At 72.4% G+C, this 15,890-nt stretch carries 11 protein-coding genes; 7 read left to right on the forward strand and 4 right to left on the reverse strand.

Features of this window, described 5'->3' with window-relative positions:
* Window positions 1-41: 41 nt before the first annotated feature.
* Window positions 42-1,061: a 4-hydroxy-3-methylbut-2-enyl diphosphate reductase gene (locus tag AB0H52_RS05745; RefSeq protein ID WP_357945548.1), complete on the forward strand. Its 1,020-nt coding sequence runs from the start codon at window positions 42-44 to the stop codon at window positions 1,059-1,061.
* 45 nt (window positions 1,062-1,106) lie between these two features.
* Window positions 1,107-1,496: a hypothetical protein gene (locus AB0H52_RS05750; protein WP_151492569.1), complete on the forward strand. Its 390-nt coding sequence runs from the start codon at window positions 1,107-1,109 to the stop codon at window positions 1,494-1,496.
* Window positions 1,497-1,498: 2 nt separating this feature from the next.
* Here the strand turns inward: AB0H52_RS05750 and AB0H52_RS05755 are convergent, their stop codons facing one another.
* On the reverse strand, window positions 1,499-2,671 hold the full coding sequence (locus tag AB0H52_RS05755; protein ID WP_151492567.1) for a DNA recombination protein RmuC: 1,173 nt from the start codon (window positions 2,669-2,671) through the stop codon (window positions 1,499-1,501).
* Window positions 2,672-2,725: 54 nt separating this feature from the next.
* On the opposite strand from AB0H52_RS05755, the gene AB0H52_RS05760 reads away from it, so the two are divergent.
* Window positions 2,726-3,565: a hypothetical protein gene (locus tag AB0H52_RS05760; RefSeq protein WP_151492566.1), complete on the forward strand. Its 840-nt coding sequence runs from the start codon at window positions 2,726-2,728 to the stop codon at window positions 3,563-3,565.
* Window positions 3,566-3,634: 69 nt separating this feature from the next.
* Here AB0H52_RS05760 and ppc read toward each other — a convergent pair whose 3' ends face one another.
* Window positions 3,635-6,421 (reverse strand): phosphoenolpyruvate carboxylase, encoded by a 2,787-nt coding sequence (gene ppc / locus AB0H52_RS05765; RefSeq protein ID WP_357945469.1) that lies wholly within the window; start codon window positions 6,419-6,421, stop codon window positions 3,635-3,637.
* Window positions 6,422-6,549: 128 nt separating this feature from the next.
* A complete protein-coding gene (locus tag AB0H52_RS05770) occupies window positions 6,550-7,578 on the reverse strand; it encodes a hypothetical protein (protein ID WP_151492563.1) in 1,029 nt (342 codons plus the stop codon).
* Window positions 7,579-7,649: 71 nt separating this feature from the next.
* On the opposite strand from AB0H52_RS05770, the gene AB0H52_RS05775 reads away from it, so the two are divergent.
* Together AB0H52_RS05775 and AB0H52_RS05780 are read left to right on the forward strand one after the other, a co-directional pair.
* Window positions 7,650-8,690 carry a S66 peptidase family protein gene (locus AB0H52_RS05775; protein ID WP_151492561.1) on the forward strand — a complete coding sequence of 347 codons (1,041 nt, stop codon included), beginning with the start codon at window positions 7,650-7,652 and terminating at the stop codon, window positions 8,688-8,690.
* Window positions 8,690-9,265, forward strand: a complete 576-nt coding sequence (locus AB0H52_RS05780; protein WP_151492560.1) for a hypothetical protein — start codon at window positions 8,690-8,692, stop codon at window positions 9,263-9,265. The genes AB0H52_RS05775 and AB0H52_RS05780 overlap by 1 nt, the downstream gene beginning before the upstream one ends.
* A gap of 161 nt (window positions 9,266-9,426) precedes the next feature.
* Here AB0H52_RS05780 and AB0H52_RS05785 read toward each other — a convergent pair whose 3' ends face one another.
* Complete coding sequence (locus AB0H52_RS05785) at window positions 9,427-10,338, reverse strand: cyclase family protein (RefSeq protein WP_151492559.1); 912 nt, start codon at window positions 10,336-10,338, stop codon at window positions 9,427-9,429.
* Window positions 10,339-11,263: 925 nt separating this feature from the next.
* On the opposite strand from AB0H52_RS05785, the gene mfd reads away from it, so the two are divergent.
* A complete protein-coding gene (gene mfd, locus AB0H52_RS05790) occupies window positions 11,264-14,902 on the forward strand; it encodes a transcription-repair coupling factor (RefSeq protein ID WP_151491731.1) in 3,639 nt (1,212 codons plus the stop codon).
* A 197-nt stretch (window positions 14,903-15,099) separates the two neighbouring features.
* Window positions 15,100-15,888: a hypothetical protein gene (locus AB0H52_RS05795; RefSeq protein ID WP_151491730.1), complete on the forward strand. Its 789-nt coding sequence runs from the start codon at window positions 15,100-15,102 to the stop codon at window positions 15,886-15,888.
* Window positions 15,889-15,890: the final 2 nt, after the last annotated feature.

A 15,890-nucleotide genomic window follows, 5' to 3' on the forward strand; every position in this document is an offset into this window, starting at 1 on the left:
ACCGTCAACCTCATGATCAACAACGGGGGGGGTGGGGGTTGCTGGGCGGTGGCGGCGGGAGCGCTGGCACGTACGATGGGCGGGTGACTGATCTCCGGACTGGCAAGCGCGTGCTCCTGGCCAAGCCTCGCGGCTACTGCGCGGGTGTCGACCGCGCGGTGCAGACCGTCGAGGAGGCGCTGAAGCTTTACGGCGCCCCGATCTACGTCCGCAAGCAGATCGTGCACAACAAGCACGTCGTGCAGACCCTGGAGGCCCAGGGCGCGATCTTCGTGGAGGAGAACGAAGAGGTGCCGGAGGGCGCCACCGTCATCTTCTCCGCGCACGGCGTGGCACCGGAGGTCTACGAGCAGGCGAAGGCGCGCTCGCTCAAGGCCATCGACGCGACCTGCCCCCTGGTCACGAAGGTGCACCAGGAGGCCAAGCGGTTCGCCGCCGAGGACTACGACATCCTGCTGATCGGCCACGAGGGGCACGAGGAGGTCATCGGCACCGCCGGTGAGGCCCCCGCGCACATCCAGCTGGTGGACGGCCCGGACGGCGCTGACACGATCACCGTACGCGACCCGGAGAAGGTCGTCTGGCTCTCCCAGACCACCCTGTCCGTGGACGAGACGCTGGAGACGGTGGCCCGGCTCAAGCAGCGGCTGCCGCTGCTACAGTCCCCACCCAGCGACGACATCTGCTACGCCACCTCCAACCGTCAGCACGTGGTCAAGGAGATCGCCGCCGACTGCGACGTGGTGCTCGTCGTCGGCTCGACGAACTCCTCCAACTCGGTCCGCCTGGTCGAGGTCGCCCTGGACGCCGGCGCCCGCGCCGGTCACCTGATCGACTTCGCCCACGAGATCGACGACGCCTGGCTGGAGGGGGCCACCACGGTCGGCCTGACCTCCGGCGCGAGCGTCCCCGAGGGCCTGGTCCAGGAGGTGCTGGCCCACCTCGCCGCGCGGGGCTTCGGTGACGTCGAGGAGATCACCACCGCCAACGAGCGGCTCACCTTCTCCCTGCCGCAGGAACTCAAGCGGGACATGAAGGCCGCCGCCGCGGCGCGTGGCTGAGTGTCGTCGGGAACGGCCCGGCGGCGCGGTACGTCGGATCCGGGTATGAGGACCCTTCGGCTCGCCGTACCCGCCCTGGTGCTGTGCCTGGCGCTGAGCGCCTGTGGCGACACGGGTGGCCCCGCCACCCCCGACCCGAGCGGAACGTCGCCGGTGCCCAGCCAGCCCAGCGCCGATCCGACCGTCCCGCCCTCGACGCCGCCCGCCGGGTCCAGCTCACCGTCGGCCGGCGCCGCCACCTCGATCTCCGGCACGGTCACCGCCGGAGTCGAGCCGAACTGTCTGCTGCTCGACGGCTACCTGCTGCTGGGTGGTCCACGGGACGTGCTGCGCGCCGGCGCGGAGGTCACCGTAACCGGTCGGGCCGAGCCGGGGCTGATGACCACCTGCCAGCAGGGCACCCCGTTCCAGGTGGAGACGGCCCGACCGTCCTGATCTCAGGGATGGGTCGGTGCCGACACCCCGTCGTCGGCCGGGTCGACCAACTCGGGTGCCTGCGGCTGCCGCGGCGTCAACTCGACCTGCGCCGGCGTGGCCAACTCATCGTCCGAGACGCCCAACTCGGCGAGCTTGCGGGCGCTGACCAGCACCCGGGCCTCCAGCGAACCGACCGCCCGGTTGTACGCGGTCACCGCCCCGGCCAGCGACGACCCGAGCTTGCCCACGTGGTCGCCGAGCGTGGACAGCCGCCCGTACAACTCGCGGGCGAGGGTGTGCACGGCGAGCGCGTTGCGGGCCAGCGCCTCCTGCCGCCAGGAGTAGGCCACCGTCCGCAGCAGGGCGACCAGGGTGGCCGGTGTGGCCAGCACCACGTTGCGGCTGAAGGCGTGCTCCAGCAGCGACGGATCACGCTGCAGGGCGACGTCGAGGAACGGGTCGGCGGGGACGAACAGCACCACGAACTCCGGTGAGTTGTCGAACGCCGACCAGTACGACTTGGCGGCCAGGGCGTCGACGTGCCCGCGCAGGTGTCGGGCGTGCGCGTCGAGATGGGTGTCCCGGCCGCGCTCGTCGCGAGCCTCCATCGCGGTGAGGTACGCGTCGAACGGCGCCTTGGCGTCCACCACCACCGACCGACCGCCGTGCAGCCGGACCACCAGATCCGGACGGACGACCTGCTGATCGGTGGCGGCGGTCACCTGCTCGGAGAAGTCGCAGTGCTCCAGCATGCCGGCCGCCTCGACGATCCGGCGCAGCTGGTGCTCGCCCCACCGGCCCCGCACCTGTGGTGCGCGCAGCGCCGCCACCAACTGCTTGGTCTCGGTGCGCAGCTCACCCGAGACCGCGCTCATCGAACGCACCTGCTCGCGCAGCTCGGCGTACGCGTCGACCCGGTCGTGCTCCAGCTCGGCCACCCGCTGCTCGTAGCGGCGCAGGGTGTCGTGCAGCGGCGCGACCGCGCGGGCCACCGCCTCCTGGGACTGGGCGGTCGCCTCGTAGCTCAACGCCCGCATGGACTGCTCCAGCCGCCCCTCGCCGTCCCGGGTCGCGGCCAGGGTCGCGTCGAGACGGGCGATGTCGGCCGCCGAACGGGACCGGGCCGCGAGCCAACCCAGCGCCCCACCGACGCCGAGGCACACGATCACCAGGAGCAGCGTCGAGACGTCCATCACCGGAGCTTGCCAGACGGGTACGACGTGACACCCGGGGGTACGTTCGTTGCCATGGAACTTGTGCTGTGCCTCGCGGTCGTGCTGGTCGGCGCGCTGGGTGCCGGGGCGCTCATCCGCGCTCAGGCCACCGCCCGTCGGCGCACCGAGCTGGGGGACGCCCGCGCGGAGGCGCAACGCTGGTACGAGCGCCTCGGCGGTCAGTTGATCAACCTGCACGGCGACGAGCCGGCGGTCCGGCAGGCGCTGGCCGACGCCGGCGAGCGGTACAACGCGGCCGGCTCGCAGCTGGAGCAGGCGACCACGCCGCACCAGTACGCGCTCGCTCGGGAAACCGCGCTGGAGGGTCTGGCGTACATCCGGGCGGCGCGTACCGCACTGGGCATCGACCCCGGTCCCGAGGTGCCGGCGCTGGCCGCCGCGCGGGGCGTCGGGCAGCTCACCAAGGACCGTGAGGTCGACGTGCAGGGGCAGACCTTCCGGGCCGGCCCCCTGCCGGGCCGGGAGACGCCCTACTACTACCCCGGTGGGCGTTACCAGGGTCGGCCGGTGCCGGCCGGCTGGTACTCGACGCCGTGGTGGAAGACGGCGTTGGGCGCCGGCGCGGGCGTGCTCGGCGGCATGTTGATCGCCGACGCGCTGTTCTCGCCGGCCTTCGCCGACCCGGGGTACGGCTACGACGAGGGCTACCAGGAGGGCTTCGGTGACGGCGCCGACTACGCCGGTGACCAGGGCGGCGACGCCGGTGACCAGGGCGGCGACGTCGGCGACCAGGGCGGCGACTTCGGTGGCGGCGACCAGGGTGGGGACTTCGGCGGCGGCGACTACGCCGGTGGGGACTTCGGCGGCGGCGGCGACTTCGGTGGTGGGGATTTCGGCGGCGGCGACTTCTGACCGTCGATCGCAGACCTACGACAACGGGCCCCGGTCACCGCGACCGGGGCCCGTTCTCGTACCTGTTGATCAGCCGGTGTTGCGCATTCCGGCGGCGATGCCGTTGACCGTGGTGAGCAGCGCCCGCTCCAGGGCGGTGCCGTCGCTCGGCGCGCGACGGCCACCCGGTGCGGTGGCCACCGCCCGTCCGGCGGCACCCGAGTCCCGGTACTGCTGCAGCAGCGCCACCTGAAGGTGGTGCAGCGGCTCCAGGTAGGTGTCGCGGACGGCCAGGGTGCGCTGGAGCACCGGCGAGTTCTCCAGCAGGGCGGGTGAGGCGGTCACCGCCAGCACCTCCCGCTTGGTCAGCTCGTACTCCCGCTCGATCTGCTCGAAGATCGGGTGCAGCTTCTTCGGCACCAGCGTCTCGACGTAGCGGCGGGCGATGCTCAGGTCGGTCTTGGTCAGCATCATCTCGACGTTCGACAGGAACGTGCGGAAGAAGTGCCAGTTGCGGTGCATCTCGGCGAGCACGTCGGCCAGCCCGGCCTCGCGGGCGGCGGCCAACCCGGAGCCGACACCGAACCAGCCGGGCACGATCTGCCGGGTCTGCGTCCAGCCGAACACCCACGGGATGGCCCGCAGGCCGGACAGCCCCGCGCCGGTGTTCGGGCGCTTCGCCGGCCGGGAGCCGATGTTCAGCGCGCCGAGCAGCTCGGTGGGCGTGGACGCCCAGAAGTACGCCGGCAGGTCCGGGTCCTCGACCAGCGACCGGTACGACCGGAACGCCGACTCGGAGACCACGTCCATCGTCGCGTCCCAGCGTTCCAGCATCTCGGCCGGCTGCCGGGGTGCGGTGTGCAGCAGCGTCGCCTGAAGCACCGCGGCGAGGGTGAGTTCCAGATTTTCCCGGGCCAGCGAGGGCAGCGTGTACTTGTCGGAGATCACCTCGCCCTGCTCGGTCACCTTGATCGCGCCGTCGAGCGTGCCGTACGGCTGGGCGAGGATCGCCTCGTGCGTCGGCCCGCCGCCGCGACCCACGGTGCCGCCGCGGCCGTGGAACAGCCGCAGGCGCACGCCGTGCCGGGCGGCCACGTCCCGCAGTGCGCGCTGTGCCCGGTGGATCGACCACTGGCTGGTGGTGATCCCGGCCTCCTTGTTGGAGTCCGAGTAGCCGAGCATGACCTCCTGCACGTCGCCGCGGGCCGCCACGATCGCCCGGTACGCGGGCAGCGACAGCAGTTCGTCGAGGAGTTCACCGCCGGCGTTCAGCTCGGCCGGGGTCTCCAGCAGCGGCACGAAGCCCACCCGGGCCCGTCCGCTGTGCACGTCCACCAGGCCGGCCTCCCGGGCCAGCACCACGGCGGCCAGCACGTCGTCCACGCCCAGGGTCATCGAGATGATGTACGACTCGACGACCTCGTCGCCGAACCGGTCCTGTGCCTCACGGATCGTGCTGAACACGTCGAACGTCTTGCGCGTCGCCTCGGTCAGCGGAGTGTCCAGGGTGGACAGGGGGCGGCGACCGGTCAGCTCGTCGGCGAGCAGCTTGGTGCGTTCCAGCCGGGTCAGCGCCGGGTAGTCGGAGACCTCGCCGAGGGCCTCGTACAGCTGGGCGAGCACCGCGTGGTGCGCCTCGGCGTGTTCCCGGACGTCCATCGTGGCGAGGTGCAGGCCGAACGCGGAGACCGTACGGATGGTGGAGGCCAGCCGGCCGACGGCGGTGAGCTGCCCGGAGTTGCGGGCCAGCGAGGCGCGCAGCAGGTCCAGGTCGGCGATCAGCTCGGCGGACCCCCGGTAGTCCCGGCCGGGCACGTGCGCGGTGCCCTGGCGCAGCCGCTGGCGGGTGTTGGCGAGCTTCGCCTTCACGCAGCGCGCCTTGAGCCGGTACGGCTCCTCGGCGTTGACCCGGCGGAACCGGGACGCCACCTCGGGCAGCGCGTCGAGGTCGGCGGCGAGGCTGGCGGACAGGTCGAGGGACACCCCGCGCAGCCGACGGGAGACGGACACCTCGTTGATGAGGTGGTCCATCGCCTTCTCGGTGGCCGCGATGCCGTGCTCGTGCTGGATGGTCAGCACCTCGCGGGTGACCGCCGGGGTGACGAACGGGTTGCCGTCGCGGTCGCCGCCGATCCAGGTGCCGAAACTCAGCGGACGGGCCGTCGGCGAGGTCTCCACGCCGAGCGTGCGCAGCGTGTCGGCCAGGTCGTCGAGCACCTGCGGTGCGGCCTCGGCGTACAGGTCGCGCAGGTAGTAGATGGCGTTGCGGGCCTCGTCGGTCGGGTCCGGTCGGTCCAGCCGCAGTTCGTCGGTCTGCCACATCAGGTCGAGCAGTTCGGCCAGCCGACGGTTGGCCGGGCCCTCGTCGCTGGCGCCGTAGAGGATCGCGTTGGCGGTCTCGGTGTCCAACTCGTCGGCGATGGCCCGCAGCTTGGAGAGGATCGAACGGCGGGCCGCCTCGGTGGGGTGCGCGGTGAAGACCGGCCGGACGGCCAGCCGTCGGGCCGCGTTGGCGATCTCCTCGGCCGGCACCCCGCGCTCGGCGATCATCTTGGCCGCCTGGTCCAGCCAGCCGCCCTGCACCGCGCGGCGGCGGCGCAGATCCCGGGCGCGGTGCACCTGCTCGGTGATGTTGGCCAGGTGGAAGTAGGTGGAGAAGGCCCGCGCGAGCTTGGTGCCGGTGGTCACGTCGAGCCCGCCGAGCCGCTGGGCGGCCGCCGGGGGATCGGTGCGGACCTGGGCGCGGATCTCCTCGACGAGGTCGAGCAGCGGGCGGCCCTCCTGGCGGGCCAGGGTCTGCCCGAGCAGGGTGCCGAGCCTGCGGATGTCGGCGCGCAGCGCGGCGTCCGGGCCGTCGTGGTCGTGCTGGTCGGTCACGATGCGCTCCTTACGTTGGTACGAAGGACAGCGCTGTCCGACTCCCTGGATGGTATCCGCGCGGACCCGGATGGCAGCAGGGGCCCCGGGAGATCTCCTGCCCCAAGAGGGGTGATTCCGACGTGATCTCAACCACCGTCCGGGGTCGGGCCGGGGCGTGCGGCGTCGGCCCGGCGACCCCGGACCAGGCTGGCGGTGAGCAGCCCGAGCCCGCCGAGCACCGCCCAGAGCGCGAGCGCCAGCGCCGGCCAGCCGGCCGAACGCCAGTCGAAGTACACCGCGGCCTTGGTCAGGTCGTTGGCGAGCCCGGGGATGTTCCACCGGTGCATGTCGCGCAGCGGCGTGGGCAGGAACTCCGGCGCGTAGATGCCACCGGAGCCCGGGTTGCCGAGCACCACGAGGAGCAGGATGACCAGCGCGGTGCCGGCGACGCCGAGCCACCCCTGGATGGCGCTGGCGAACATCGCGGCGGCGAAGACGGCCAGCGCGCCGATGGCGGCGATGGTCGGCACGTCGTGGTGCCAGATGTCCAGGCCCGGTCCGACCACGAGCGCGCCGGCGACGCCGAGCAGCACGCTGTAGACCGCGAGCGCGGCGATCCGCAGCCCGGCCCGCCGTGCCGTCCGTGGCGTGGTGCCGGCGGAGATGCCGAGCACGGTCGAGGCGAGGTAGCCGCCGAGCACGTACCCGACGTTCAGGTAGAAGGGCACCACCCCGCGCGGGTCGGTCGAGGGGACCGGCACCTCGTCGACGACCTGCAGTCCGGGGCCGCCCCGGGACGCCGCGGTGGCCAGCACCTCCCGGATCGCGCTGGTGGCGGAGGGGCCGGACGCGCTGGCGACGGTGAGGAGCAGGCCGTCGTCCCGGCTGCTGAGCACCGCGTACACCGCGCGGCTGAGCAGCCCGTGCTCGGCGGCGCCCTGATCGTCGTACTCGATGGCTTTGATCTTGTTGGTCTGCCCGCGCACGGCGGCGAGCGTCGCCTCGGCGCGTTGGTCGCCGCGGGCGACGCCGACCGGCAGGTCCCGGGGTGTGGGCTGGTGCAGTGCTCCGACATAGGCCGCGATGAACGCGGCGGCCAGCGCGAGGGTGCCGAGGAGCAGCCCGATGCTGCGGGGCGCCCAGTCGCGCGCCCTACCCTGGGATGCTTTGTCCACGTTGTTAGCCTATGGTCCGTTTCCTGATTAGCAGGGCGGAAACCGCTTGGCCGGACGGTTAGCGTCTGATCATGGTGTCGCCGAGTTACCCCCCGAAACCGCGACCGGGAGACCGGGTCGCGGTCGTCTCACCGTCCGCCGGCCTGCCGGCGATCTTCCCCCACGTGTACGACCTTGGGCTGCGCCGGCTGCGCGAGGAGTTCGGCCTGGAGCCGGTGGAGTATCCGACCACCCGGGTCATGGGGGCCGACCCGCGCGACCGGGCCCGCGACCTCACCGCCGCCTTCGCCGACCCGAGCATCACCGCCGTGCTCGCCACGGTCGGCGGGGACGACCTGATCACCGTCACCCCGCACCTCGACGACGACGTGCTGCGTGCCAACCCGAAGCCCTACTTCGGCTACTCCGACAACACCAACGTGCTCAACCACCTGTACCGGCTCGGAATCGTGGCGTACCACGGCGGATCCGTGCTGGTGCACCTCGGCCGACCCGGCGCGCCGCACCCGTTGACGTTCGACTCGCTGCGCGCCGCGCTATTCACCACCGACTGGTACGACCTGAAACCCGCGCCCGAGTGGGGTGACCGGCCGAACTCGTGGACCGAGCCGGAGGCGCTGGCGTACGAGCCGGAGATGCTGCCCGGCGAGGGATGGCGCTGGCAGGGGCCGGCGCGGACGGTGCGGGGGCGCACCTGGGGTGGCTGCCTGGAGATCCTGCACTGGCTGATGGCCACCGACCGGGTCCCGGGTATCGACGAGCTGACCGGGTCCGTGCTGGTCTTCGAGACCTCGCAGGAGATGCCCGACGCGAAGGAGGTGTTCCGGATCGTCCGCAACATGGGGGAGCGGGGACTGCTCGCCGCCTTCCCCGCGGTCGTCGTCGGCCGACCCAAGGCGTGGGACTTCGCCACGCCGCTGTCCGTACCTGAACGGCTGGCGTGGGGTGAGGCCCAGCGGGAGGCCATCACCCGGGCGCTCGCCCCGTACAACCCGGACGCGGTAACCGTGTTCGACGTCGACCTCGGCCACACCGACCCGCAACTGATCATCCCGTACGGCGGCGAGATCCTGGTCGACGCCGTCGAGCGCCGCATCGCCGTGCGCTACTGATGAGCAACTCGCGGGCGTACCCGATTCTGCGGACGACGGACGTCGACCGCGCACTGCACGCCGTCGGGCACCTGCTGAGCGTGGCCTACCTGCGCGACACCGAGGTGCAGCTCTGTGCGCGTACCGGGCGGCAGTCGGGTCTGCCCCGCTACCTCGACGCGTACGGCCACTGGCTGGGTGCGGACGGGCAGGATCGGATGTGGGCGCATGAGGCCCCGGAGGGCGAGACCGGTCCGCAGGACCCCGCCGACCCGCTGGTCGACGTCGAGGTGATGGTGCACGGCCTCGGCCTGCTGGAGGGGCGACTGGCGGAGACCGTCAGGTCCGACCCGGCGCGGTTGGAGTGGTGGCACCATGGCTGGCCGGCGGTGCCCAGCCGGGACCTGGCCGGACAGTTCAAGCACGCGTACGTTCAGGTGGTGCTCAACGCCGCGGACATCTGGGCCACCGAGCCCGCCGACGAGCACACCGTCTTCGTGCACGTCGGCCCCGGGGAGTCCGAGGTGACCCGTGCCGACTGGCTGGCCGGGGTCGCCGGCCTGACCCTGCTCGGCCCCGGTGTGCTCGGGTTCTGAGGCGTTGTGGGTGCTCTTGGCCTCGGGCTTCGGCTTCGGGCTTCGGGTCTCGGGCTTCGGGTCTCGGGCTTCGGGTCTCGGGCCTCGGGCCTCGGGCCGGCCGGTGGTCGGTGGTCGGCGGCCCGTGGTCGTGGCGGCGGCCCGTGGCCGCGGCTGTGGCTTCAGGCGTCGAGGGTGGCGAACGCGCGGACCGGGAAGGTGCCCATGCCGGCGATCCGGGGTGGAGCCGCGGTGAACCGGAATCCCTCCGGAGGTAACGCGGCGAGGCCGGTCAGGTGCTCCACGATCGGGATGCCGGCGGCGAGCAGCGTGCTATGCGCGGGGCGCTCACCACCGGCGGCCGGGCTCATGTCGTCGATGTTGATCGAGTCGATCCCGACCAGGGCGGCACCCGCGTCGGCCAGTGCCTGAGCGGCGTCCCCGGTCAGGTACGGCGCTTCCGGTGCGCCGTACCGCTCGGTGCCGAAGTGCGCATCCCACCCGGTGTGCAGCAGCACCGCACGCCCCGCAACCTCGTACGGGGCCAGCATCAGCCGATCCACCGCCCGTACGCCGGCCGGCACCCGGACCACCACGCCGGGCAGGTCGGCGAGGCGGTCCAGCGGGACACCGGTCAGATCGGGCCCGTCCGCCCAGCGGTGTGCCGGCGCGTCGAGATACGTACCGGTGTTGGCGATCATGTCGATCCGGGCCACGTGGAACTCCACGCCCGGGGCGTACCGCTCCCGGGACGCCTCCCGGGTCAGCCAGTCGGTGATCCGGGGGGCCGGCCAGTCGGGCAGCGTGGTCATCCCGTCGCTGATCACCTGGCTCAGCTCGACGAGCCGACGGCCCGCGCGGGGCTCGGCGGCGACACCCCGGCCGCCCTTGTGCGGCTCCTCGATGATCGTCTTCGCGCTGATCCGGACGTCGGCGACCAGCAGAAGCCCGAGGTGCCGTACGAGGAGCGCGGCCAGATCCTGGTCGGTGATCTCCCGGCCCGGGATGTCCAACCGGAACCCCTCGGTGCGCAGCCCGCCACCGTTGGCGAAGCTCACCTCCGCGTCGAACTGCACCCGCCACTGATCACCCATCCCCAGACCCGACCATGCCCACAGGCACCTGGTCAAGATCGCGCCTGCCCGCCGGGCTGGGCTCCGCGCCGGCTCGCCGGGCTGGGCTCCGCGTCTGCTCGCCGGCTGGGCTCCGCGTCTGCTCGCCGGGCTGGGCTCCGCGTGGCCTGCGCGGCTGGGCTCCGCGTGGCCCGTCCGCCGCGAGATCCACACAACTTCAGGGAAACTGCTGCCCAAAGCGCGCCTGCGCAGCAGTTTCCCTGAAACTGAGTGGATCTCGCGGCGGTAGAGGCGGGGGAGTCAGTCGAACAGGCGGGGGCACCGCCCAGGATGCAGGGCTGTTCGTCATAGCACCGTCTCGCCGATCATGGAGTTGTGGTGGGCAACAAAACACTCACAAGGCTCCAAACCAGGCACCACAACTCCATGATCGACAGGGCTGGACGCCGCCTGCTCCGCGATCTTGCACTTTCTGTCCCGGCTTAAGGGGCATACCGCACATGTCGACGATCGAAACTGCAGATCGGCGCGACCGGCGCGCTTGAGGCACGCTGGTCTGCCGGGAGTGTCATGGCCAGCACGGGCGGGTTGCGGCCACGTCCGTGACGGCGGTGACATCCCGGCGCGGCGCGGCGCGGCGCGGCGCGGCCCGGCCCGGCCCGGCCCGGCCCGGCGCGGCGCGGGGCGTGCGGCATGGGGCGTGCGGATGCGGATGCGGGTGCGGGGCGTGGGGCACGGGGTGCGGGGCGTGCGGCATGGGGCGTGCGGGTGCGGGGCGCGGGGCGCGGGGTGCGGGGTGCGGGGCGTGGGGTGCGGGGTGCGGGGGCGACCTGGGGCGGAAGGGGGTGGCTGTCGGTGGACGGGGCTAGGCTTGTTGTCGTGCACCCCCCGTCCAACCGGACGAGGGGCAGCCGTCGTGTGCGTCGACTCCCCTGGAAGTGATCACATGCTCACCGGTCTGTTCTCCGCCGCCCTGGCCGACCCCGGGCTGGCCCGGGCGCGTGACCTGGCGCGCTCCGGTGCCGCCCAGGTCGACGGGCTCGACATCACCGCCCCCGCCGCGCTGCGCCCGTTCGCCGTCGCGGCGGTCGCCGCGGACAACGAAGGGGCCGGGCGGCCGGTGCTGGCGGTGACCGCCACCACCCGCGAAGCCGACGACCTCGCCGCCGCGCTGGGCGGGCTGCTGCCGCCCGAGCAGGTCGTGGTCTTCCCCTCCTGGGAGACGCTGCCGCACGAGCGGCTCTCCCCGCGCTCGGACACGGTCGGCCGGCGGCTGGCGGTGCTGCGCCGGCTGGCGCACCCGGAGTCGACCGACGCGCACGGCGGCACCGGGCCGCTGCGGGTGGTCGTGGCCCCGGTTCGTTCGCTGCTTCAGCCGCAGCTCAAGGGTCTCGGTGACCTGGAGCCGGTGCAGCTCGCCGCGGGCGAGGAGGCGGACCTGGAGGAGGTCGCCCACCGTCTGGTCGACATGGCGTACGCCCGGGTCGACCTGGTCACCAAGCGCGGCGAGTTCGCGGTACGCGGCGGCATCCTGGATGTCTTCCCGCCCACCGACGAGCACCCGTCGCGGGTCGAGTTCTGGGGCGACGAGGTGGAGGAGATTCGCACCTTCGCGGTCGCCGACCAGCGGACCATCGAGCAGGTTCCGCTGCTCTGGGCGCCGCCCTGCCGTGAGCTGCTGCTCACCCCGGCGGTCCGCGACCGGGCCGCCGCGCTCGCCGAGGAGCATCCGGAGCTGGCGGAGATCCTGGACAAGCTGGCCGAAGGCATCCCGGTGGAGGGCATGGAGTCGCTGGCCCCGGTGCTGGTCGGCCCCGACTCGCTGGAGCTGCTGCTGGACGCGATGCCGGCCGGCACCCACGTCCTGCTGTGCGACCCGGAGCGGATCCGCACCAGGGCGCACGATCTGGTGCGTACCTCGGAGGAGTTTTTGCAGGCCAGCTGGGCCGCCGCCGCGGTCGGCGGCCAGGCCCCGGTGGACGTCGGCGCCGCCGCCTTCCGCACCCTGGGCGAGGTCCGCGCCGCCGCCGCCACGTTGCGCCAGCCGTGGTGGACGCTGTCCCCGTTCGGCCTGGTCGAAGGGGAGACGGCGGAGACCGCCGAGACGCGGCAACCCTGGGAGGACGCGCCCGAGCGGGCCGCCGTCACCCCGGACGACGCCATCGCGGTGACCCTCGCCGCCCAGCCGGCGCCGCTCTACCACGGCGAGACCGGCCGGGTCGTCGACGACCTCAAGCGGTGGGCCGGTGAGGGCTGGTCGATCGCGCTGGTCTTCGAGGGGCACGGCCCCGCCCAGCGGGCGGTGGAGGTGCTGCGCGACGCCGGCCTCGGTGCCCGGCTGACCGAGGAGGTGCCGACCGCGCCCGTCCCGGGCGAGCTGGTGGTCACCTGCGGCGCGCTGAGCAGCGGGTTCGTCGACGAGGCGTCCCGTTTCGTGCTGTTGACCGGCAACGACGTCACCGGCGGTCGGGGCACCTCGACGCGGGACATGCGCAAGATGCCGAGCCGTCGGCGCAACACCATCGACCCGCTGGAGCTGAAGGCCGGCGATTTCGTGGTGCACGAGCAGCACGGCATCGGCCGCTACGTCGAGCTGGTGCAGCGCACCGTCAACGGCGCCAGCCGCGAATACCTGGTCATCGAGTACGCGGCCAGCAAGCGGGGCCAGCCCGGCGACCGGCTGTTCGTGCCGACCGACCAGCTCGACCAGCTCTCCCGTTACGTGGGCGGCGAGCAGCCGACCCTGCACAAGATGGGTGGCTCGGACTGGCAGAAGTCGAAGGCCCGGGCCCGCAAGGCGGTCCGGGAGATCGCCGCGCAGCTCATCCAGCTGTACGCGGCCCGCAAGGCGTCCAAGGGGCACTCGTTCGGCCCGGACACGCCCTGGCAGCGGGAGTTGGAGGACGCGTTCCCCTGGCAGGAGACCCCCGACCAGCTCGCCGCGATCGACGAGGTCAAGCGGGACATGGAGCAGACCGTCCCGATGGACCGACTGATCTGCGGTGACGTCGGCTACGGCAAGACTGAGATCGCGGTCCGTGCGGCGTTCAAGGCCGTGCAGGACGGCAAGCAGGTCGCGGTGCTGGTGCCGACCACGCTGTTGGTGCAGCAGCACTTCAACACGTTCGCCGAGCGGATGAGCCAGTTCCCCGTCGAGATCCGGCAGCTGTCGCGGTTCCAGACCGCGAAGGAGACCGAGCGGACGCTGGAGATGGTGGCCGACGGCACGGTCGACATCGTCATCGGCACCCACCGCCTGTTGCAGACCGCGACCCGGTTCAAGCAGCTCGGTCTGGTGATCGTCGACGAGGAGCAGCGTTTCGGTGTCGAGCACAAGGAGCACCTGAAGACGCTGCGCGCGTCGGTCGACGTGCTGAGCATGTCGGCCACCCCGATCCCGCGGACGCTGGAGATGGCGATCACCGGCATCCGGGAGATGTCCACGATCGCCACCCCGCCGGAGGAGCGGCACCCGGTGCTCACCTTCGTCGGCGCGCAGGACGACCGGCAGGTCGCCGCGTCCATCCACCGGGAGCTGCTCCGCGACGGGCAGGTCTTCTACCTGCACAACCGGGTCGAGTCGATCGACCGGGCGGCGCGGCGGCTGCGGGAGCTGGTGCCCGAGGCGCGGGTCGCGGTGGCGCACGGCCAGATGGGTGAGGACGCCCTGGAGAAGGTGATGGTCGGCTTCTGGGAGAAGGAGTTCGACGTCCTGGTCTGCACCACGATCGTCGAGTCGGGCATCGACATCCCGAACGCCAACACGCTGATCGTGGAGCGCGCCGACCTGCTCGGCCTGGCCCAGCTGCACCAGATCCGGGGCCGGGTCGGCCGGGGTCGGGAGCGGGCGTACGCGTACTTTCTCTACCCGCCGGAAAAGCCGCTCACCGAGCACGCCCACGAGCGGCTGGCGACCATCGCCCAGCACACCGAGTTGGGCGCGGGTATGTACGTGGCGATGAAGGACCTGGAGATCCGGGGCGCGGGCAACCTGCTCGGCGGCGAGCAGTCCGGGCACATCGAGGGTGTCGGTTTCGACCTGTACGTGCGGATGGTCGGCGAGGCGGTGTCCGCGTTCAAGGGTGAGCGGCCGGAGGAGGAGACCGACGTCAAGATCGATTTGCCGATCGACGCGCACCTGCCGCACGACTACGTGAGCGTGGAGCGGCTGCGCCTGGAGATGTACCGCAAGCTCGCCGAGGCGCGCGACGAGGAGCGGCTGCGTGAGGTGGTCGCGGAGATGACCGACCGGTACGGCGAGCCGCCGGCCCCCGTGCAGAACCTGGTGGAGGTGGCCCGGTTCCGCCTGCTGGCCCGCCGGTACGGCCTCACCGACGTGTCCATGCAGGGCAAGCACGTGCGGTTCGGCCCGCTGCCGTTGCCCGACTCGAAGCAGTTGCGGCTCAAGCGCTACCACCCGGACGCGGTCTACAAGCAGGCCACCGACCAGGTCAGCGTGCCTCGGCCGACGACCCGTCGGGTCGGTGGCGAGCCGCTGCGCGACCAGGCGCTGCTCCAGTGGTGCGCCCAGTTGCTCTCCGATGTGCTCGGTGCCCCCGCCCCGCTCGCCGTCGCGGCGAGCTGACCCGGCCGGCCAGGACCTGGCCGGCCACGGAACCCGGCCGGCCACGGGACTTAGCCGGCCACGGACCTGGCCGGCACGGGAGCCGGCCGGCCACAGAGCCGGCTGGACAGGTGAGGCCGGCTGGCCCCGCGCCGCCGGCCGGCCGGGTGAGGTGGGGGCCGTCACAGCATGGAAGAGGGCATGAGAGAGTGACGGGCATGCGTGCTCGCCGTGTGATCGCCGCCGCCAGCGTCGCGGCTCTGGGTGTCCTCTCCCTCGCCGCCTGCGGGAAGTCCGCACCGGACGTCGCCGCGTACGTCGGTGACACGACGTACTCGCTCGACCGGGTCGACGCGATCTACGACGACGTGCAGGCGAAGTACGGCGACGCGGTCCGCCGGGAGGCCGGTCAGGCGGGCGCGACGCCGTCACCCGAGCAGCTGCGTTCCGCCGTCACCCGGCAGGACGTGGTGAACCTGCTGGTCAGCCTGGATCTCGGCAAGCGGGTCGCGGCGGCGAAGAAGCTCCAGGTGCCCGACGAGGTCACGCCGCAGCAGTTGGAGCAGAACCTGCGGGTGCCGGCCAGCACCGAGTACGCCAAGCTCTGGGGTGAGTGGATCGACCTGCTCCAGGCGCTCAACCAGCAGCTCCCGCCGGCCGACCTCAGCGACGATTCGTTGATGGCCGTCTACGACGCGCTCGCGAAGACCGGGGCGATCCAGGGCGGGATGCCGGTGGCCGACGTGCGGCGGGCCTTCGGTGACGGCGGTTTCGTGCGCAGCGCCACCGCGCTCAGCGCCGCGCTGGAGGAAGAGGCGAGCCGGGTCGACGTCACGATCAACCCGCGCTACCGGTCGGTGGGCGTGCCGTCGGTGGTGAGCACCGGCCAGTCGTTGGTCTTCTACTCGCTGCCGTACATCAACGAGGAGGGCCCGGTCACCGACATCTCCACCCCGGGGTCGGTGCCGTCGGACGCGTCCCCGGACGCCGAGGGCACGGCCAGCTGAGC

Source organism: Micromonospora sp. NPDC050695 (assembly GCF_040654415.1).
Taxonomy (GTDB): Bacteria; Actinomycetota; Actinomycetes; order Mycobacteriales; family Micromonosporaceae; genus Micromonospora.

What these genes read in the sequence shown, in the direction of transcription:
- AB0H52_RS05750 (WP_151492569.1), top strand. Translation starts at nt 1,107, where the DNA reads ATGAGGACCCTTCGGCTCGCCGTACCCGCCCTGGTGCTGTGCCTGGCG.
- AB0H52_RS05755 (WP_151492567.1), bottom strand. Translation starts at nt 2,671, where the DNA reads ATGGACGTCTCGACGCTGCTCCTGGTGATCGTGTGCCTCGGCGTCGGT.
- AB0H52_RS05760 (WP_151492566.1), top strand. Translation starts at nt 2,726, where the DNA reads ATGGAACTTGTGCTGTGCCTCGCGGTCGTGCTGGTCGGCGCGCTGGGT.
- AB0H52_RS05775 (WP_151492561.1), top strand. Translation starts at nt 7,650, where the DNA reads ATGGTGTCGCCGAGTTACCCCCCGAAACCGCGACCGGGAGACCGGGTC.
- AB0H52_RS05780 (WP_151492560.1), top strand. Translation starts at nt 8,690, where the DNA reads ATGAGCAACTCGCGGGCGTACCCGATTCTGCGGACGACGGACGTCGAC.
- AB0H52_RS05785 (WP_151492559.1), bottom strand. Translation starts at nt 10,338, where the DNA reads ATGGGTGATCAGTGGCGGGTGCAGTTCGACGCGGAGGTGAGCTTCGCC.
- mfd (WP_151491731.1), top strand. Translation starts at nt 11,264, where the DNA reads ATGCTCACCGGTCTGTTCTCCGCCGCCCTGGCCGACCCCGGGCTGGCC.
- AB0H52_RS05795 (WP_151491730.1), top strand. Translation starts at nt 15,100, where the DNA reads ATGCGTGCTCGCCGTGTGATCGCCGCCGCCAGCGTCGCGGCTCTGGGT.